Below are 19,263 nucleotides of genomic sequence, written 5' to 3'. Positions count from 1 at the left end.
CCATGACCGATGTACTGCTGATCGTGGGTACGCGCAAGGGCCTGTTCACCGCCCGCAGGCGCGGCGGCCGGTGGGAGTTCGACGGCCCCCGCTTCCCCTCGCAGGCGGTGTACGCGGTCGGTGTCGACCTGCGCCGGACCGTGCCCCGGCTGCTGGTCGGCGCGGACAGCGCGCACTGGGGCCCGTCGGTGTTCCACTCCGACGACCTGGGCGCGACCTGGGCGGAGGCGAAGGCGCCCGTGGGGTTCCCCGAGGACACGGGCGCGTCGCTGGAGCGGGTCTGGCAGCTGCATCCGGCGGGTCCGGCCGCCCCCGGGGTGGTGTACGCGGGCACCGAACCGGCGGCGCTCTTCCGGTCGGTCGACGAGGGCGAGACGTTCGAACTGGTCAGGCCGTTGTGGGAGCATCCGACGCGGTCGCGGTGGCAGCCGGGCGGCGGCGGCGAGGCGCTGCACACGGTGGTGACCGATCCGCGCGACCCCGACGCGGTGACGGTCGCGGTGTCGGCGGCCGGGGTCTTTCGCACGCGGGACGGCGGCGGGACCTGGTCGCCGTCGAACGACGGGGTCTCGGCGGTGTTCCTGCCCGACCCGCACCCGCGGTTCGGGCAGTGCGTGCACAAGATCGCGCAGGACGCCGGCGACCCCGACCGGCTCTACCTGCAGAACCACTGGGGCGTCTACCGCAGCGACGACTCGGGGGCTGCGTGGACCGACATCGGAGCCGGGCTGCCGTCGGACTTCGGCTTCGCGGCCGTCGCGCACCCGAAGCACGCGGACACGGCGTACGTCTTCCCCATCAACGCCGACTCCGACCGCGTGCCGGCGGGCCGCCGCTGCCGGGTGTACCGGACGGCCGACGGGGGCGGCAGCTGGGAGGCGCTGTCCCGGGGCCTCCCGCAGGAGGACCACCACGGCACGGTGCTGCGCGACGCGATGTGCACGGACGGCGCCGACCCGGCGGGCCTGTACTTCGGCAACCGCAACGGCGAGGTGTTCGCGAGCGCCGACGACGGCGACACCTGGCGGCAGTTGGCCGCGCACCTGCCGGACGTGCTGTGCGTGCGGGCCGCGGTCGTCTGAGGACGCGGACGGCGGGCGCGTGACCGCCGGCCGGCGCGGGCCGGCGGCGGGCGGAGGAGGACGGGAGGGGCCGGATGCGCCAGTAGAGTGACGGTCGTGGCAGCGAGACCGTTGAAAGAGATCGTCGAGCCCGGCTGGGCCGAGGCCCTCGCCCCCGTCGCCGGGCGCGTCGCGGCGATGGGGGACTTCCTCCGCGCGGAGGTCGCCGCGGGGCGCACGTACCTTCCCGCCGGGCCGAACGTCCTGAGGGCGTTCCAGCAACCGTTCGACGAGGTGAAGGTCCTGATCGTCGGTCAGGACCCGTACCCGACGCCGGGGCACGCGGTGGGGCTGAGCTTCTCGGTCGCGCCGGACGTGCGGCCGCTGCCGGGCAGCCTGGAGAACATCTTCCGCGAACTCCACGCCGACCTGGGCCTGGCCCGGCCGTCCAGCGGTGACCTGACGCCCTGGACGCGGCAGGGGGTGCTGCTGCTCAACAGGGCCCTGACGACGGCGCCGCGCAAGCCGGGCGCGCACCGCGGCAAGGGCTGGGAAGAGGTCACCGAACAGGCCATCAGGGCGCTGGCGGCGCGCGGCAAACCGCTGGTGTCGGTGTTGTGGGGGCGCGACGCCCGCAACCTGCGGCCGCTCCTGGGCGACCTGCCGGCCGTCGAGTCGGCGCACCCCTCCCCCATGTCGGCGGACCGCGGCTTCTTCGGTTCGCGCCCGTTCAGCCGGGTGAACGACCTGCTGCTGCGTCAGGGGGCGGAGCCGGTCGACTGGCGCCTGCCGTGAGATCGGGCGGCGCGTGGGTCCTGGGCGTCGACTCGGGCGGCTCGGGCCTGCGCGTCGCCCTCGCGGCGGTGGACGGCGCCGCCGCGCCGGTGCCCCCGCCCCGCGCGGTGGCCGCGCGGTCCTTCGACACCCCCGTGCCCACCGGTTCCGGCGGCATCGACGCCGGGTGGCTGGTGGAGCGGCTGGCGCCGACCGCCCGCGCCCTGCTCGCCGAGGCGGGGGCGGACGGGCGGCGGCCCGCCGCCGTCGCCGTGGGCGCCGCCGGGATGGCGGGGCTGGGGGNATCGCTGCGGGCCGTGCTGCCCGGTGCGCTGCGCGACGCGCTGGGCGTGCGGCGGCTCGCGCTGGCCTCCGACGCCGTGACCGCCTACGCGGGCGCCCTGGGCCGCGCGCCCGGCACGGTGGTCGCCGCGGGCACCGGGCTCGTCGCGCTCGGCACCGACCTGGTCCGCTGGCGCCGCGCCGACGGCTGGGGGCACCTGCTCGGCGACTGCGGCGGCGGCGCCTGGATCGGCCGGGCCGGGCTGGAGGCGGCGCTGCGCGCCCACGACGGGCGGCGCGGCGGCTCCCCCGCCCTCCTGGCCCGCGCCGAGGCCCTGTTCGGCCCGGTCGGGGAACTGCCCGGGCGGCTGTACCCGCGTCCGGACCGGGCCGCCGTGCTCGCCTCGTTCGCCCCCGAAGTCGCCCGCCACGCGGCGGATGACCCGGTCGCGGCGGACGTCCTTGCGCGCGCCGCGCGGCACATCGCCGAGGCCGCCGCCGCGGTGCACCCGGCGGGGGGCGGTGCCGTGGCCCTGACCGGCGGCCTGTTCCGGATCGGCGCTCCCCTGCTCGCGCCGCTGCGCGACGAGCTGGCGCGCCGGCTCCCCGGGGTGCGGCCGGTCCCCGCGGCCGGGGACCCGCTGTCCGGTGCGCTGGCGATCGCCGCCGCGCTCGCCGCGGACGCGCCGGCGCTGCCCCGCGAACCCGGCCTCCTGGACACCTACGGCGACTGACACGCCCTTCCCCGACAAACCGCCCATCGGGGACGGGAACGGCCCTCCGCGAACAGCGCGGCGGGCGAACGCAGTAGCATGCGGCGCCATGAGCTCCCCCACTGGGCCCGCTGGCCTGCCTGTACGAATGCCACGCCCCCGCCAGCCCGGGCGGCACCGCCGCCCCGACCCGCTGGCGGCTCCCGAGGGCGCGCCCGCACTCGTCCTCGCCGTCCCCGGCACGCCCTCCGCCGCCGCGCGCGGCCTGGCGGAGGAACTCGTGAGCATCGCGCGCTCCGAGCTGCCGGGCCTGGAGGCCGCGGTCGGCTTCCTGGACGGGGACGACGCGGAGTACGTGTCGCTGACCGGGGTCCTGCGGCGCGCCTCGGTGCTCCGCACGGACCGCTACGAGCTGGCCAGGGCGGCCGGCCGGGAGGTCGCCGAGCCCCAGGGCCCGGCCGCGGTCGTGGTGCCGCTGCTGGTCGGCCCGGACGCCGTGCTGACGGACCGGATACGGCAGGCCGTCGCCGACAGCGGCGTGCCGGCGGAGCTGACCGGTGTGCTGGGCCCGCACCCGCTGCTGGCGGAGGCGCTGCACGTGCGGCTCTCCGAAGCGGGGCTGGCGCGTGCCGACCGGGCGCGCCTGTTCACGGTCGCGACGGCGGCCGACGGCATCGTGCTGGCGACGACGGGCGGCACCGAGGCGGTCCAGGCCGCCGGGATCACGGGCATGCTGCTGGCGGCGCGGCTGGCCGTGCCGGTGATGGCGGCGGCGCTGGACGAGGAGGGGTCGGTGGCGGCGGTCGCCGAGCAGCTGCGCGGCTCCGGCTCGACGCAGCTCGCGGTCGCCCCGTACCTGGTCGGACCGGAGCTGTCCGCGGGGATGCTGGACGACGCGGCCCAGGCGGCGGGCTGCCCGGTGGCCGAGCCGCTGGGCGCGTACCCGGCGATCGGCCGGCTGGCGCTGTCGGGGTACATGACGCTGCTGGGGATCTCCCCCCGGGCGCAGCAGGAGGCCCCGGCCCACTGACCGGCCCGGCCGGAACCGCCCGTACGGAAGGGCCCGCACCCCGGTGCGGGCCCTTCCGGTGCGTGCGGGGCCCCTGCCGTGCCCGCGCGGCGCCGGGCCGCGCCATCCGGACGGTGCCGCGCGGGCCGGTCACCGGGCAGCGGGGACGGCGTTCCCGGCCCGGTGGGTCAGGAGCGCACCAGCGGGGAGCGGGGTGCCGTGCGCAGCGGCCCGTCGAGTTCGGCGAGCAGCCGCTCCAGGCCGCGCAGGTGCGCCAGGACCGGGACGGCCGGGGGCGCCTCCGGCTCCCCGGCGGCGGCCGGCACCGGGGCGGCCTCCCGGCCCCGTCCTTCGAGCAGGGCCTCCACGGCGGCCTCGACCCGCCAGCAGGCCGCGGCGAGCCGGGCGTCGTGGCTGGCGTCGGGGTCGGCGGCCACCGCGGCCAGCCCCCGCACCTCCCGCGCGCAGTCGTCGAGCAGGGCGAGGACCCGGCGGGCGCGGGCCTTGCGTTCGCGCAGCGGGCTCAGCGGATGGACGAGGGGCGCCAGGGCGAGCCGTACGCGCCCCAGCAGCACCTCCAGCTCGGCGGCGTGCGGGGCGGGGTCGGCGGTGGGCGAGCCGGCGAGCCGTTCGGCGGTCTCGGCGGTGCAGCGGCGCACGGCGAGCAGCGCGCGCTGGATCCAGGCGTCGTTGGTGGCGTGCGTGGTGACCGGCAGGACGAAGGTCACGGCGAGCGCCGCGAACAGCGCGCCGACCCCGGTCTCGGCGGCCCGCAGGAGGAGCAGGCCCGGGGTGAGCACGCCGAGCAGGCCGTACAGGAGCCCGGCCATCAGCGTCACGGCGAGCATCATCCAGCTGTACGAGACGGGGGCCGTGTAGAAGATGCCGAAGACGCACACGGCGACGAGGACCGCGGTCGGGGCGGGGGCGCCGTGCAGCGGGAGGGCCACGGCCAGTCCGGCGAGGATGCCGACGGCGGTGCCCAGGACGCGCCGGAAGCCCCGTACCAGGGCCTCGCCGCGCGAGGTGGTGTTGACGAAGATCCACCAGGTGGTCCCCACCGCCCAGTACCACCGCTCCTCGGAGAGGGCCTGGCCCACGGCCAGGGCGAAGGCGCAGGCGACGGTGGTCTGGAACGCCTGGCGGGTGGTCGGCCGGGCCAGCCCGCGGCCGGGCAGCGGCGCGGGCGGGGCGGCCGGCGGGTTCCGGCGCTCGATCGGCCACAGGACGAACCGCACGGCGCCCGCCGCGGCCAGGGAGACGCCCGTGGCGAGGTACAGCTCGGGCAGTTGCGCCGGGGCGGCGTGGAGGAACTGCACCACGAAGAACTGCATGAACGCGAAGATGCCGAGCGCGTGGCCGCGCGGTCCCCAGCGCCGGGCGTAGACGCCGCAGAACACCACGGCGAGGAAGGCCGCGTCCCGGGCGAGGGGCAGGTCGTGCAGGGCGGTGGCGAGGGCCAGGACGGGGAACCCGGCGGCGGGCAGCAGCGCGGTGGTGGTCCGCTGGGCGCGGACGGTGCCGTCGGCGACGGTGAACAGGGCGAGCAGTGCGGCGAGTCCGCCGGTGATGGACGCGGTCAGCGACAGGCCGGCCAGTTCGGTGGCCGTGACGGCGAGCCCGACGCCGAGGACGGCCCGGGTCGCGTTCCTCAGCCTCAGGCGCCCCGGGTCCGGGGCCACGAAGATCTTCCTCATGACGGTGGTACCGCCCCCCTTCGCTCTCGCCGGCCGTGGAGGCGCCCGGGGGTGGTGGGCGTCCGCGGACACGGCGAAGGCACCGCGGTCGGATCCGGCCTCGTCGCCGTCCGGCGCTGCGGCGCCGCTGATACGTGGATACGGCAAGCAAACCATCCGTCATGGCACTGGCTCAAATCGTGCGCCCCGCACTGGGCCATCGGCTCGGTGAAATCCGTCTCCGGGCGGCCACTGGGAGGCCGATGGGCCGGATCGCGGCGTGTCCGGTCCGCGGTGTGTCCGGATCGCGGCGTGTCCGGTCCGCGGCGGTCAGGGGCTGCCGGGCAGCTCCGACAGCCGGTGGCCGAGACCGGGGGCGTCCGGCAGGCGGACCCTGCCGGTGTCCGCGGTGCCGGCGAACGCCTCCGGGGCGAGCGGTTCGCCGTCGACGAGCAGGGGGCCGACGAGGTCGGCGGGGACGCCGGCGTGCGGCAGCGCGGCCGCGAGGTGGACGGCCGCGAGGGTGGCGACGCCCAGCTCCGGCATGGAGCCGATCTTCACGGCGAGGCCGGCGGCCTCCGCGAGCGCGGCGACCTGGCGGGCCCGGTACAGCCCGCCCACCTTGAGGATCTTGATGTTGAGGACGTCGGCGGCGCCCCGCCGGACGATCTCCATGGCGTCGTGCAGCGACTGCAGCGACTCGTCCGCCATCACCCGGGGCCCGCCGCGGCCGCGCAGCGCGGCCATCCCGTCGAGGTCCCAGCGCGGCAGCGGCTGCTCGACGAGGTCGAGGCCCTCCTCGCCGAGCCGCGCCACGGTGCGGGCGGCGGTGGACGGGTCGTACCCCTCGTTGGCGTCGAGGGACAGCTCGACGCCGTCCGGTACGGCGGCGCGGACCGCGCGGACCAGCGCGACGTCGCCGTCCGGGTCCTCACCGCCCTTGAGCTTGACGTGGGTGAAGCCGCGGGCGGCGTACTCGGCGGCCTCCTCGGTCATCTCCCGCCGCGTGCCGAGGCCCACCACCCAGGCGGTGGGCACCTCGCCGCGCAGCCGCCCGCCGAGGAGCAGGTGGACGGGCCAGCCGGCGGCGCGGCCCGCGAGGTCGTGCAGGGCCAGGTCCAGGGCGGCCTTGGCCAGGTACTGGCCGCGGATCGCGGCGTCCATCGCGGCGTGGGCGCCGGCCAGGTCGCGCGGGTCGCGGCCGGTCAGGGCGGGGGCCGCGTGGCCGGTGAGCGCGGCGCGCAGCCCGTCGAGGGTCTCCCCGGTGTACGCGGTCATGGGCGACGCCTCGCCGTAGCCGGTGGCACCGTCGTCGGTGCGCACCTCGACGACGAGGCTGACGAGGGCGGGGCTGGTTCCGCTGCTGATGGCGAAGGGGCGCCGGTAGGGGGCCCGGACGACGTGGCAGCGGATCGAGTCGATCTTCACGCGGCTCCTGACGGGTCGCGGTCCGACGCCCTCGCGGCATCGGGCCTAGAGGCGTACGCGGTAGACGATGGGCGGCCGGCCGGTGCGTCCCTCCTGCCGGCTGCCGACGGGGACGGCGACCCCGGCGCGCTCCAGGCGCTTGAGGATGCGCCGGGCGGTGCGCTGCTGGACGTCCAGGTGCTCGGCGACGAGGTGCGCGGTGACGTCCGGTTCCTCCCCGGCGGCGACCAGCTCCCGCAGCCGCTCCAGCGTCCGCGGGTCGAGGCCGGCGCGCCGGGCGAGCACTCCGGTGCCCTCCTCGGCGCCGGGCCCGGCGCCGTCCCGGCCGTCGTGGGCGATGACGATGTCGACGTCGTCCTTCATGCAGACGACGCCGGCGACCGGCCCGACGGAGCGGGCCCGGTTCACCGCCCGCCGGGCCAGCGCCTCGGCCTCGGCGGCGGTGCGGCCGAGGCCGAAGCCGACGTGGGCGGTGCCGTGCCGGGCGGCGGGCCCGTCGAGGAACGGCAGGCGGGTGAACCGGTCGGTGGCCTTCTCCAGCGCGCCGCGCGTGGTCACCGCGAGGCGGCTGCCGTCCGGCAGCCCGGCGAGGCTGCCGCCCAGGACGGCGAGGTCCGCGGCGAGTTCCCCGTCGGCGGCCGGCAGGTCGACGATGCCGAGCGCGACCTGGGCGTCGTCGCTGTGCGCGCCGGCGGTGGCCAGGACCAGCGCCCGCAGGGTCGCGCGTATGGAGTGGCGGGACGGGGCGAGCCGCACGGCGGGGAGGCGGTGCTCCAGTTGCCGGTGGGCGGACCCCAGGCAGGTGAGGGCGGCGGTGGTGCCGTGGCGGTCGTGCGCGGCGAGGTGGAAGTCCACGAGGTCCCGGGAGGTGAGGCCGGGGCGGTGGGGCAGGACCCGGACGTGCTCGGCGGGCAGCCTGGCCTCGACGAGCGTCTCCGTCACCTCGGCGCGGCCGAGGGTGTCGATGGAGACGCGGGACACGTCGTGGCCCAGCCGGAGCAGTTCGACGAGCGCCCGCAGCAGGGTGGCGCCGCTGTACGGGACGTACATGGCGGGCCGGTCCAGCAGGCCCTCCCCGGCGGCGAGGGTGTGCGGGACGACGCCGGTGAACAGCAGGGCGTCGACGCGGGGACCCGCCTCGCGGACCACGTCGGGCGTCTCGTCCTCGTGCCGGTACGGGAGGGCGCGCAGCCGGGCGGCCCCGGCCCCGCCGACCGCCAGCACCTTCTCCACCAGGTCCTCGGGACCCACCACGCCGACCGTGAGCGTCATCGGCCGGTCTCCGTTCTCCTCGGCGAAGTCCTCTCGGCGAGGCCTTCTCGGCGAAGTGCCGCGGAGGGGCCCGCGGGGCCGGTTGACGCCCCGTCCACGGGAGTCCTAGTTTCGGCCCAGGCCGTAACCGCGTATCCGGCGGAAGGATAGTAACCCGATGCCCGAACGGGAAATCCCCCTGCCCACGGTGCTCGACCCGGGCGGCAGGACGATCGGCGAGGAGGAGCGCGCCGCGGTGCTGCGGGTCCTCGACTCGGCGGTGCTGTGCAGCGCGTTCGGCACGGAGGCCCGGTCGCTGGAGGCGGAGATGGCCGCGCTGTACGGACGTCCGCACGCGGTGGCGTGCTCGTCCGGCACGGCGGCGCTGCACCTGGCGGTCGCGGCGTGCGGGGTGGGTCCGGGGGACGAGGTGGTGACGACGCCGATCTCGGACTTCGGCACGGTCGCGCCGGTCATGGCGCAGGGGGCCCTGCCGGTCTTCGCGGACGTGCGCGCCGGGGACGGCAACCTGGACCCGGAGGCCGTGGAGGCCGCGATCACGCCCCGGACGAAGGCGGTGATCGCCGTTCACCTCTTCGGCGGAGCGGCGGACACCGCGCGGCTGCGGGAGGTGTGCGACCGGCACGGGCTGCCGCTGGTCGAGGACTGCGCGCAGGCGTGGCTCGGCGAGGACGCGTCGGGGCGGCTGCTCGGCACGGTCGGCGACGTCGCCTGCTTCAGCCTCCAGCAGTTCAAGCACGTCACCGCGGGCGACGGCGGCCTCGCCGTGACCGGGGACCCGGGGCGGGCCCGGCGGATGCGGCTGTTCATGGACAAGGGCTGGGACCGCTCGGAGGGGCGCATCCACCGCGAGCCGGGGCTCAACTACCGGATGCCGGAGCTGGTGGCGGCCGTGGCGCGGGCCCAGCTCGCGAAGGTCGGGGACGTCGTACGGGCCCGGCGGGACGCGGCCGGGCGGCTGCTGGCCGCGCTGGAGGGGCTGGAGGGGGTGGCGCTCGCCGGGGAGCCCGCGGGGCACGCCTGGTGGATGGTCCCGCTGCTGGTCGACGACAACGCCCGCTGGGCCGGGGAGCTCGCGGCGCTGGGCGTGCCGGCGCTGCCCGGGTACCTGGAGCGTCCGCTGTACGCCAACCCGGCGGTGCCGGGCGGCCGTACGGGGCTGTGCCCGCGTGCGGAGGAGCTGATCGGCCGGACGCTGCTGGCGCTGCCGTGGAACGAGGCGTACACGCCGCGGCACGTGGAGCGCGTCGCCCGCGCCCTGCGCCTGGCCCGTCGGCGGACGGCCGGCGGGTGAGTCGGCGCGCCGGAGTCAGCCGGCGTCGTCCTCCTCGGCGAGGCGCTCCAGGCAGGTGACGACGGCCCGCCGCTCGGCGTCGGGCAGCGGCGGCCCGTACGGGTCGAAGGCGGCCTCCTCGGGGACGGCGCCCTCCCAGACGGCGGCCCACAGCATCCGCTGCACATAGCCCTCGATCGGCGCGCGGAAGGTGGCCTCGGCGAACCGGTCCAGGCGCCCCGACGCCCGCAGGAACCCGGCGGCGTCCCCGGCCGTCCAGGCGTCGAGCACGGCGGTGGTCAGGCCCGCGCGGGCGGCGGCGACGCCGACCAGCGCCGTGTCGGCCCCCCACATCAGCGACGGGCCGAACATGCGGTCCTCGCCGGTCACGACCAGCGCGCCGGTGCCCTCCGCAGCCCGGACGGCGTCCTGGCAGTCCATCGCCCGGTCCAGTGTGGCGATCTTGACGCCGGCCGCGGAGGGCAGCTCCAGCAGCCGCCGGACCAGCTCCGGGGAGTACGGGTGGCCGCCCGCCTCCGCGTGGAGGAGGAAGCCGAGCACGGGCAGCCCGCTCGCCCCGGCCACCCGCTCGTGGAGCCGCACGGTCCGCTCCTCCCCGTCGGGCAGGCCGCGGTGGTGGGCCGCCGGGTACACCATCACGGCGTCGGCGCCCAGCTCCGCGGCCTCCGCCGCCATCGCGACCACGGCGTCCTCGGCGTCCTCGGAGGAGGCGCCGCGCAGGGCGCGCGGCACGCCCGCCCCGGCGACGACCGGCACGTCCACGGCGCTTCGCCACAGCGCCAGCACCCGCCGCCGGTCGCCGGCCGTCAGGTGCAGCCCGCGGCCGGTGTGCGCCCACACCGCGACGCCGCCGATCCGTTCGGCGGCGATCCGTTCGGCGTAACGCCCCAGGGCGGCGAGGTCGACGGTGCCGGCGGCGTCCATCGGGGTGAGCACGGCGGGCAGGACGGTGCCGCGCAGCCGTCCGGCGAGCTCCTCGGTGGCGGACATGGGCGGCCCCCTGTCTGACGGTCTGTCGCCTCGGTGCGCGTTCACGCTAGCCTTTGCGGCCCGGACCGTAAAGGAAGGAACCGGTGCCATGCGCCTCGGCCTCTACGTCAACCTCTACGCCGACAAGGCCGACCGGCCGCGGCTCGCCGACGCGGTGGAGCAGGTGCGGCTGGCGGAGCAGGCGGGCTTCGCCTGGGCGGTGCTCGGCGAGCGGCACCTGCACCGCCCCGGCTACCACGAGGCGATCACCTCCCTGGCGTACCTGGCGGCGCACACCGAGCGGATCGGGCTGGCCACCGCCGGACTGATCGCCCCCGTGTACCACCCGGTGTGGCTCGCGGAGACCCTCGCCCATGTGGACGTGTTGTCCGGGGGGCGGCTGACGGCCGGTTTCGTCCTCGGTTACCGGCCGGAGGAGTTCGCGCTGTACGGCACCCGGCCGCGCGAGCGGGTGGCGCGGTTCGAGGAGTGCCTGGAGCTGGTGACGCGGCTGTGGACCGAGGACGAGGTCACCCACGAGGGCCGGTTCACCTCCCTGGAGGGGGCGTTCCTGTCGCCCCGGCCGGTGCAGAGCCCGCGCCCGCGGATCTGGAACGGCGGGCGGGTGCCCGCCTCTCTGGAGCGGACGGCCCGGATGTGCGACGGCTGGACCACCTCGTTCAACGAGCTGGACGCCGACCTGCCCGGGAAGATCGCCGAGTACCTGGCGTACCCGCGGGGCGCGGCGAGCCTGGGCGCGGAGGTCGTCGTCTGCCGCGAGGGCTACTGCGCGCCGACCACGCGGCTGGCGCGGGCCGCGCTGGAGGGGCCGCTGCGCGGGCTGTACGACGCCTACGGCGACTGGAAGCGCACCTCGGCGGACGCGGCGCGGTACACGCAGGAGTGGGACGACATCGCGGCCCGCTCGGTGATCGGCTCCCCCGAGGAGTGCGCCGACCGGCTCGGCCGGTACGCGGCGATGGGCGCGGACGGGGTCGTCCTGCGCGTCCAGCCGCCGGGCATGCCGCAGGCGGACGCGCTGCGCGCCATCGAGGCGTACGGCACGGACGTGCTGCCGAGGCTGCGGGCGGTGTGACCCGCGGCGGGCGGTGCGCCGTGCGCGGGGCGCCGGCTTCCCGCACGCGGCCGGGCGCCGGCTCGCGGCCGGGCGTCAGCCCTTGAGGCCGGTCGTCGCGACGGAGTCCGTCAGATAGCGCTGGAGGAGCCCGAAGACCAGCAGGCACGGCAGGACCGTGACGGTCGCGCCGGCCATGACCTGGTTGACGGCGACGTTCTCGCCCTCCAGCGTGGCCAGGCCGACGGTGAGGGTCCGCATCCCGGAGGACTGGCCGATCACCAGCGGCCACAGGAAGTCGTTCCAGTGCCACAGGAAGACGAAGACGCCGAGGGTGGCCAGGACCGGGGTGATCAGCGGGACGACGACGGTGGTGTAGGTCCGCCACTCGGACGCCCCGTCGATCCTCGCCGCCTCGAACAGCTCGTCGGGCAGTTGCGCGATGAACTGGCGCATCAGGAACACCGCCTGCGAGTTGGCGAGCGTCGGCACGATCAGGCCCCAGTACGTGTCCACGCCGCCGAGCCGGGAGACCAGGACGAAGTACGGGACGAGCGTCGCCTGGAACGGCACCATCAGCGTCGCCAGGAACGACCAGAACAGCACCTCGCGCCCCGGGAACCGCTTCTTGGCGAAGGCGTACCCGGCCATGGAGGAGAACAGCAGGATCAGCACGACCGACACCAGCGAGTACACCAGGGAGTTGACGGCCCACCGGGTGACGTCGGCGCCCGACAGCACGGCGGAGAAGTTCTCCCACGTGGCCCGGGTCGGGTCGAAGGCGCCCGGCAGGGTCTTCCCGTCCGGCGGTGCGAACGCGACCAGCACCATCACCGCGAAGGGCGTCACCGTCACCAGCGCCACCAGGGCCAGCAGGACCGGCAGTCGCAGTCTCGCCATCACTCGTCCCGTCCGATCAGCCGGCGCTGGATCAGGGAGAACACCAGGACCACCAGGAACAGGGCCAGTCCCAGCGCGCTCGCGTAGCCGAAGTCGAAGAACTTGAACCCGGTGTCGTACAGCAGGTACACGAGGGAGTAGCTGGCGCGCACCGGTCCGCCCGCCGTCATCACGTACATCGCGTCGAACACCTGGAACGCCCCGATCGCCTCGATGACCAGGACGAAGAACAGCACGGGGCGCAGCAGCGGCAGCGTGATCCAGCGCAGCCGCCGCCAGCCGGTGGCGCCGTCGACGACGGCGGCCTCGGTGACCTCGCGCGGGATGGACTGGAGCCCGGCGAGGAGGATGAGCATCGAGTAGCCGAAGCCCTTCCAGGCGGAGGCGGCCGCGATGGCGGGCAGGACCAGCCGCTCGTCGCCGAGGAAGTCGACGGGGCCCAGCGACAGGGCGCCGAGCGCCGCGTTGAGCAGGCCGTCCTCGACGTCGTAGATCCACTTCCAGACGACGGCGGCGAGCACGACGCTGGTGACGTACGGCAGGAAGAACACGCCGCGGAAGAAGCCGCGCAGCCACACCGTGCGGTGCAGCAGCAGGGCCGTGCCGAGCGACAGGCCGACCGTCAGGGGCACGAAGAACAGGGTGTACAGGGCGGTGACGCCGAGGCTGGACCAGAACAGGTCGTCCTTCAGCAGCCGCGCGTAGTTCCCCGTGCCGACGAAGCTCCAGTCGCCGCCGATCCGGTAGTCGGTCAGGGACAGGAACACCGCGCCGAGCGTCGGGCCGAACCGGAAGACCGTGAACAGCAGCAGCATCGGCGCGACGAACAGCAGGCCGGCGCGCGCCTCGCGGCGCCCGGCCGGGCGNGGCGGCCGGGCCGGCGGGCTGTCTNCNATACNNNNGGCGCGGCAGGCTCGGGGGTGGGGGCGGTGCGCTCGCCTGTCGTGCCGGCCGTCAACGCTGCCGCGCCAGCAGGTCGTCGGCCTGCGCGGCCGCCGCGTCCAGGGCCTCCTTCGGGCTCTTGCGCCCGGTGAGGGCGGCCTGGATCTCGGGGGCGAGCAGGGACATCACCTGCCGGGCGGCGGGGCCGGGCTCACCTGGGTAGGCGAACGGCAGCGCCTCCCGGAACTGCCTGGCGTACGGGGCGTCGCTGGGCACCGTCACGTCGGTGCGCGGCGAGAGGAAGCCGCTGGCCGCGCCGAGGCTCCGGATGCGTTCGGGCTCCGCCATGAAGGCGAGGAACTTCTCGGCGCCCGCGACGTTGCGGGAGCGGGCGTTGAGGCCGAGGCCGCCGGGGACGCCGAAGGAGACCTGCTCGACGTTGCGGAGGGGCTTGCCGACGACGACGTTCTCGGCGCCCCACGTCCTGCGGGCCAGGTCGGCGTCGGCGAGGGTGTGGGAGAGGCCCATGGCCGCCTGCTGCTTGCCCATGGGGTGGTCGGCGAAGATGTTGGTGTTGGTGAGGGCCGTCCTGGGCAGGGCGCCCGCCTTGTACAGGTCGGTGAGGAAGGTGAGGGCGGCGACGCCCTCGGGGCCGTTGAAGGCGGCCTTCCGGCCGTCCTCGGAGAAGACCCTGCCGCCGGCCTGCCACAGCAGCGGGTAGAAGTTGAGGTTGAGGGTCGCCTCGTTGCTCGCCGAGTAGTCGAGGGCGGCGACGCCGATCCGCTTCAGCTTCGGCGCGGCGGCCCTGACCTCGTCCCAGGTGGCGGGCGGCTCGGCGATCCCGGCCCGGTCGAGGAGCCGCTTGTTGTAGAGCGTGGTGGTGACGGTGTGGTAGATCGGCACCGCGTACAGCTTGCCGTCGTCGCTGAGGGCCTTCAGGGCGTTGGGGAGGAACGATTCCTCGATGCCCTCGACCGCCTTGTCGACGGGGCGGAGGGCGCCGCTGGCGAGGTACTGCGGGACCTGGTCGGGATTGAGCAGCACCACGTCGGGGCCCTTGCCGCTGCCGAAGGCGGTGGCGAGCTTCTCGTCGCGGTTCTCCCAGGGCTGCTCCTCGATGGTGAGCCGGGTGCCGGGGTGGGCCGCCTCGAAGTCCTTCTCGACCTTCGCCCAGTGGGCGGAGTTGGCCTTCGGGTCCGCGATGACGGGATACATCCAGACGGTGACGTCGTTCGATCCGGACCCGCCGTCGCCGCCGCCGCAGCCGGCCAGCAGGCAGAGGGCGGCGAGGAGGGCGAGGGGGGTGGTGGCGCGCTTGGAGCCTGTCGTCATGGAGGGCCTCCGCAGGACCGGGGAAGGAGAGGCGGGCCCGGTCGCCTCCGGTCGGGGCCGGGGGNGACCGGGCGGGGGTCGGCCGCCCGTGGGGCCGCGACCGGGTTCAGCGGCGCACGTCGACCTTGTACAGCTCGGGGCCGCGGCTGAAGTACAGCCATCCCTCGTGGGCGGCGAGCCGCCGGTGCGGGAAGTTGACCAGGAGGTGCGGGTCGCGGTCCGGGAAGAACGGGTCGACCCGGAAGATCAGCGCGCCGTCGACGGAGACGTACAGCTTGCGGCGGCTGACCACTATCGCCCCGTCGTTGCTGCGCGTGCCGAGTTCCAGGCGGCGCAGGACCCGGGAGGTCTCCGGGTCCAGGGCGAACAGCGAGTGCCCGGCGAGCGCCCAGACCGCGCCGCCGGCGACCTCGACGGCGCTCACCGACGCTATCCCCGGGACGAGTTCCCGCTCCCACAGCTTCTCGGCGCGCTCCACGTCGTACGCGAAGACCGCGCCGGCCGTCCGGGTGGGCGGGGTGGTGCCCAGGCCGCCGAGGATCGACGCGCCGCCGTAGACCACGCTGCCGGCCGCCGCGAGGGCGACGATCGACATGTCCCGGACGACGTTGCGGGTGAAGGTCCACTCGCCGGTGTCCCTGTCGTACACGGCGAGCCCGCCGCCCAGGCGGTTGCCGTCCGGGACCGTGCCGACCGCGATCCTCCCCTCGGCCTCGGCGAGGCTGCGGGCGCGCGCCTGCAGTTCGGGCTTGAGGGTGAGGACGACCTCGGGGTTGGGCGGGGTGCCGGGCGGGCCGTCCGGGGAGTACTCGGGGCTGTTCCACGGCTGGTCCGGCCGGTAGCGGAACAGCCTGGCGTCGGGGTACTGGCCGATCCAGACGGTGCCCTCGGAGTCCCGCAGGATCGCCTCGATCTGGCCGAAGCGGTGGAAGGACGCCGTGCCCGTCGCGGTGTCGACGGCCGACAGGCCGCCGTTGAGGAAGCCGCCCGCGTAGAGGGTGCGCCGGCCGCCGGCCGCGAGGGCCTGGATGTCGATCGGCTCCCTGCGGACCTTCGTCCCCAGTACGGCGTGCGCGCCCGTCGTCGGGTTGTACCGGAACATGTCGCCCCGCCACAGGGTGCCGACGACGCTCCGGCCGGGGTAGTCGGGCAGGCCCAGTTCGGCCCAGCCCAGCGAGCGGGCGTTCTGCACCTTGCCGGTGAGGAACAGGCCCGTGCCGGTGTTCTGCCCGGTGGCCGGGTCGTGGCGGCGCAGTTCGCTGCGCTGGAAGAAGTAGACGGCGCCGGCCTCGTCCGGCGGGGAGACGGTCAGGCCGTGGGCCTCGGGGATCGGATCGGACCAGGTGCGGGTGGCGAGGTCGAAGACGTAGAGCGGGCTGGGGGCGTCGGAGCCGATCCGGGCGTACAGCCTGCCGCCGTGGGCGTTGAGGTCGTAGACCGGCTTGCCGGTGACCGTGCCGAGCCCGGGCGGTGCGGGGAGCTGGGTGAAGACGCCGGTGGCCGGGTCGAGTTCAGCGATGTGGGCGGCGGCGTAGGAGCCGCTGTACACCCTGCCGCCGGAGCAGGCGATGCTGCGCACGTACGTCTGCCCGGGGACGGCCTGCCCGAAGTCGGTGAAGGCGCGGGTGGCCGGGTCGAAGCGGAAGACCTTGCCGCCGGGGAACGTGCCTCCCCACACCCTGCCGTCGGCGTCGGTGGCGAGGCTCCAGATGAAGGTCTGGCCGGCCGCCGGGAGGCCCAGGTCCTCGACGGTGTCGCCGGAGCCCGGCGTCCAGCGGTACAGGTGCGCGTTTCCGTAGGTGCCCGCGTAGACGCCGCTGGGGCCGGCGGTGACGGCCCAGGCGCCGTCACCTCCCGTCAGCGGGGCGCTGACCAGCAGGTCGCCGGTGGTGGGGTCCATCGCATTGAGGCGGGCGGGCTTGCCCGTGGAGGCGTTCCACAGGGCCTGCCTCCCGGAGGGTCCCGGAGCGACGGCACCGCCGAGCAGCAGGACGTCGGAGAGGGGGATTCCGATGAACTGGGGTTCACGCATGAGCTGGCTCCCGGCGTCGGCGTGTGCTTCGGGAGGGAGGGGCAGGAGGGCGGCGGAGATCACTGCGGTCGAGCCGGCGAGGAACGCGCGTCGCGTCGCCACAGGCGGAACACCTCCCTGGAAGGAGAGAGTTACGGCACTAGCCGAAAGTGATACGCCGCAGCTCATGGGCCGTCAACGGTACGCGTCGCCCCCGCGGTGTTCTGATACGACACACGGCCGCCCCGCGTGCGTCAGCCGGAGGGGCGACACCGTGGTCACGGGGTGTGCGGAACCTTCCGCGCCGGTGTTCCGGCGGTTTTCGGCCCACTCCGGAAGCGGCCGGGGGCATACGTCCCCTCCGCCATTCGGACGCGCCGGGCCGTCGGCCGCGCCCGGACGGCCCGCACGGGGCCGTTGGTACAGTCGGTCCGCGCGACGCCGGGCCACGAGGGGGCGACGGACCATGCCGGTCGACGAACTGGACACGCGGATCCTCCGACTGCTGATCGAACAGCCCCGTACGAGTGTGCGGGAGTACGCCCGGATCCTCGGCATCGCGCGCGGCACCCTCCAGGCGCGGCTGAGCCGCCTGGAGCGGGACGGCGTGATCACGGGCACGGGCCCGTCCCTCTCCCCCGCCGCACTGGGGCACCCGGTGCTCGCCTTCATCCACGTCGAGGTGACCCAGGGGCGCCTGGACGAGGTGGGCGACGCGATGGCCGGCGTACCGGAGATCGTCGAGGCGTTCTCGACCACGGGCGACGGGGACCTCCTGGCGCGGGTGGTGGCCCGGGACAACGCCCACCTGGAGGACGTCGTCCAGCAGCTCGTCCGGCTGCCCGGCGTCGTGCGGGCCCGGACCGAGGTGGCGCTGCGCGAACGGGTGCCGTTCCGCCTGCTGCCGCTGGTGCGGTCCCTGGGCCGGGCCCCCCGGCCNGCCCNNNGGACCCCCNGCCCGGACGGGGGGTGAAGGGCGGGGCGGAGGACGGCGGGCGCCGCCGCCTCCGCCCCGGCCCCGCGGCGCGCCCGCCGCCGGGTACCCGGTCGGGCGCCGTGCCGACCGGCGGACAGCCGGACTCAGGTCCGCGCGGCGGCCGCCACGGCCTCGGCGAGGACGTCCAGGCCCTCGGCGAGCTCCCCTTCCGTCGTGGTCAGCGGCGGCAGCAACTTGACCACCTGGTCCGCGGAGCCCGAGGTCTCCACCAGCAGGCCCCGGCTGAAGGCCTCGGCGCCGACCCGGCCGGCGAGGGAGGTGTCGTCGAACTCCAGGCCCCTGACGAGTCCTCGTCCCCGGGTGCGGGCTCCCAGTCCGGAGAAGCGGTCGGCGAGCTGGTCGAGCCGGCCCTCCACGAAGGCGGCCTTGTCGGCGGTCCCCTTCTCCAGCGCGCCGTCCGACCAGAACTCCCGCACTGTCGCCGCGGCCGTGACGAACGCGGGGTTGAAGCCGCGGAACGTGCCGTTGTGCTCGCCGGGATTCCACACGTCCAGTTCGGGCCTGAACAGGGTCAGGGCCATCGGCAGTCCGTAGCCGCTGATCGACTTCGACAGGCAGACGATGTCGGGTTCGACACCCGTCTGCTCGAAGCTGAAGAAGGGCCCGGTGCGGCCGCAGCCCATCTGCACGTCGTCCACGATCAGCAGGACCCCGCGCTCGCGGCACATCTGGGCGAGGCGGACGAGCCACTCGGCCCGGGCGACGTTCACGCCGCCCTCGCCCTGCACGGTCTCGACGATGACGGCGGCCGGCAGCTCCACGCCGCTGCTGCTGTCGTCGAGCGTGCTCTCCAGCAGGTCGAGCCCGAAGGCGCCGGGACCGCCGAAGCCGTCGTACGGCACGCGGAAGGTGTGCCCGAGGGGGACACCCGCTCCGGCGCGTTTGGCCGCGTTCCCCGTGACGGCCAGCGACCCGAGGGACATGCCGTGGAAGGCGCCGGTGAAAGCGACGACGGTGGGGCGCCCCGTCACCTTCCGCGCGAGCTTCAGGGCGGCCTCCACGCTGTTGGTGCCGGTGGGGCCGCAGAACTGCACCCGGTAGTCGAGGTTGCGCGGTGCCAGCACGTGCGTGCCGAAGGCCTCCAGGAAGTCGGCCTTGGCGGCGGTGGCCATGTCGAGGCTGTGCGTGACCCCGTCACCGTCGAGGTAGGACAGCAGCGCCTGTTTCAGGACGGGGTGGTTGTGGCCGTAGTTCAGCGCGCCGGCGCCGGCGAAGAAGTCCAGGTACGCGCGGCCGTCGCCGTCGTACAGCCGGCTGCCGCGGCCGTGGGTGAAGGTGGTGGGCCAGCCGCGGCAGTAGCTGCGGACCTCGGACTCGAGAGCGGCCTGGGTCATGGTGCCTCCTTGGTGGAAGGAACGGGTGGGGCGAGTCGGCGGGATCCGCCGGCGAAGCGCGCGGCGAGGGCACGCGGGGCGAAGTGGTGCGGACCGGCCGGCCGTGGTCACGAGGGCCGCGGTGCCGGGCAGCCAGGGCGGTCGCGTGTCCCGGCCGTGGGAGAGGACGCCGGCGGCGGGGCCGGGGGACATGCCCGCCGCCCGGCACGGACCGGGGAGCGACCGGTACGGGGCGCCCGCACCGGGCGGGGCGG

15 protein-coding genes and 2 pseudogenes are annotated in these 19,263 nt (G+C 75.7%); 8 read left to right on the top strand and 9 right to left on the bottom strand.

The features are described 5' to 3' along the window. Positions 1-2 precede the first annotated feature (2 nt). From MW084_RS22485 to MW084_RS22465, 5 genes and pseudogenes are all read left to right on the top strand, one after another. A complete protein-coding gene (locus tag MW084_RS22485) occupies positions 3-1,082 on the top strand; it encodes a WD40/YVTN/BNR-like repeat-containing protein (RefSeq protein ID WP_010469613.1) in 1,080 nt (359 codons plus the stop codon). 96 nt (positions 1,083-1,178) lie between these two features. Then, positions 1,179-1,856 (top strand): uracil-DNA glycosylase, encoded by a 678-nt coding sequence (locus MW084_RS22480; RefSeq protein WP_010469612.1) that lies wholly within the window; start codon positions 1,179-1,181, stop codon positions 1,854-1,856. Beyond that, positions 1,853-2,138: pseudogene (locus MW084_RS22475) on the top strand (ATPase); the annotation flags it as partial. The gene MW084_RS22480 and the pseudogene MW084_RS22475, both read left to right, overlap by 4 nt. A 1-nt stretch (position 2,139) precedes the next feature. After that, positions 2,140-2,851: N-acetylglucosamine kinase (locus MW084_RS22470; protein WP_275563757.1), on the top strand; the 712-nt coding region annotated here is incomplete at its 5' end. An 88-nt stretch (positions 2,852-2,939) separates the two neighbouring features. Further along, positions 2,940-3,860 (top strand): sirohydrochlorin chelatase, encoded by a 921-nt coding sequence (locus MW084_RS22465; protein WP_029553385.1) that lies wholly within the window; start codon positions 2,940-2,942, stop codon positions 3,858-3,860. Positions 3,861-4,027: 167 nt separating this feature from the next. Here the strand turns inward: MW084_RS22465 and MW084_RS22460 are convergent, their stop codons facing one another. The 3 genes from MW084_RS22460 to MW084_RS22450 all read right to left on the bottom strand — a co-directional run bounded on the left by MW084_RS22460 (position 4,028) and on the right by MW084_RS22450 (position 8,215). Beyond that, on the bottom strand, positions 4,028-5,536 hold the full coding sequence (locus tag MW084_RS22460; protein WP_010469609.1) for an FUSC family protein: 1,509 nt from the start codon (positions 5,534-5,536) through the stop codon (positions 4,028-4,030). Positions 5,537-5,845: 309 nt separating this feature from the next. Continuing rightward, on the bottom strand, positions 5,846-6,943 hold the full coding sequence (locus tag MW084_RS22455; protein WP_010469608.1) for a mandelate racemase/muconate lactonizing enzyme family protein: 1,098 nt from the start codon (positions 6,941-6,943) through the stop codon (positions 5,846-5,848). A 45-nt stretch (positions 6,944-6,988) separates the two neighbouring features. After that, positions 6,989-8,215: a response regulator gene (locus MW084_RS22450; RefSeq protein WP_010469607.1), complete on the bottom strand. Its 1,227-nt coding sequence runs from the start codon at positions 8,213-8,215 to the stop codon at positions 6,989-6,991. Positions 8,216-8,372: 157 nt separating this feature from the next. Between MW084_RS22450 and MW084_RS22445 the strand changes: the two genes are divergently transcribed. Beyond that, positions 8,373-9,509 carry a DegT/DnrJ/EryC1/StrS family aminotransferase gene (locus MW084_RS22445; RefSeq protein ID WP_010469606.1) on the top strand — a complete coding sequence of 379 codons (1,137 nt, stop codon included), beginning with the start codon at positions 8,373-8,375 and terminating at the stop codon, positions 9,507-9,509. A gap of 15 nt (positions 9,510-9,524) precedes the next feature. Here the strand turns inward: MW084_RS22445 and MW084_RS22440 are convergent, their stop codons facing one another. Then, positions 9,525-10,499: a dihydrodipicolinate synthase family protein gene (locus MW084_RS22440; protein WP_010469605.1), complete on the bottom strand. Its 975-nt coding sequence runs from the start codon at positions 10,497-10,499 to the stop codon at positions 9,525-9,527. Positions 10,500-10,587: 88 nt separating this feature from the next. Here MW084_RS22440 and MW084_RS22435 point away from each other — a divergent pair, with 88 nt between their 5' ends. Beyond that, positions 10,588-11,574 carry an LLM class flavin-dependent oxidoreductase gene (locus MW084_RS22435; RefSeq protein WP_010469604.1) on the top strand — a complete coding sequence of 329 codons (987 nt, stop codon included), beginning with the start codon at positions 10,588-10,590 and terminating at the stop codon, positions 11,572-11,574. Positions 11,575-11,649: 75 nt separating this feature from the next. On the opposite strand, the gene MW084_RS22430 is transcribed toward MW084_RS22435, so the two are convergent. The 4 genes from MW084_RS22430 to MW084_RS22415 form a co-directional block, all read right to left on the bottom strand. Further along, positions 11,650-12,453 carry a carbohydrate ABC transporter permease gene (locus MW084_RS22430; protein ID WP_010469602.1) on the bottom strand — a complete coding sequence of 268 codons (804 nt, stop codon included), beginning with the start codon at positions 12,451-12,453 and terminating at the stop codon, positions 11,650-11,652. Next, entirely contained in the window at positions 12,453-13,268 is an 816-nt protein-coding gene (locus tag MW084_RS22425) for a carbohydrate ABC transporter permease (RefSeq protein WP_169331690.1), read from the bottom strand. The genes MW084_RS22430 and MW084_RS22425 overlap by 1 nt, the downstream gene beginning before the upstream one ends. A 139-nt stretch (positions 13,269-13,407) precedes the next feature. Then, positions 13,408-14,667: an ABC transporter substrate-binding protein gene (locus MW084_RS22420; protein WP_010469598.1), complete on the bottom strand. Its 1,260-nt coding sequence runs from the start codon at positions 14,665-14,667 to the stop codon at positions 13,408-13,410. A gap of 106 nt (positions 14,668-14,773) precedes the next feature. After that, positions 14,774-16,801 (bottom strand): NHL repeat-containing protein, encoded by a 2,028-nt coding sequence (locus MW084_RS22415; protein WP_010469596.1) that lies wholly within the window; start codon positions 16,799-16,801, stop codon positions 14,774-14,776. 343 nt (positions 16,802-17,144) lie between these two features. On the opposite strand from MW084_RS22415, the pseudogene MW084_RS22410 reads away from it, so the two are divergent. Then, positions 17,145-17,617, top strand: a pseudogene (locus tag MW084_RS22410) (Lrp/AsnC family transcriptional regulator); the annotation flags it as partial. 141 nt (positions 17,618-17,758) lie between these two features. On the opposite strand, the gene ectB reads toward MW084_RS22410, so the two are convergent. After that, positions 17,759-19,009, bottom strand: coding sequence for a diaminobutyrate--2-oxoglutarate transaminase (ectB, locus tag MW084_RS22405; RefSeq protein ID WP_029553384.1), 1,251 nt, complete (start codon positions 19,007-19,009; stop codon positions 17,759-17,761). Positions 19,010-19,263 lie beyond the last annotated feature (254 nt).

The organism is Streptomyces sudanensis, assembly GCF_023614315.1.
Taxonomy (GTDB): Bacteria; Actinomycetota; Actinomycetes; order Streptomycetales; family Streptomycetaceae; genus Streptomyces; species Streptomyces sudanensis.
The sequence above is the reverse complement of the archived record's forward strand: the minus strand, read 5'-3'. Positions and strand labels throughout refer to the sequence as shown.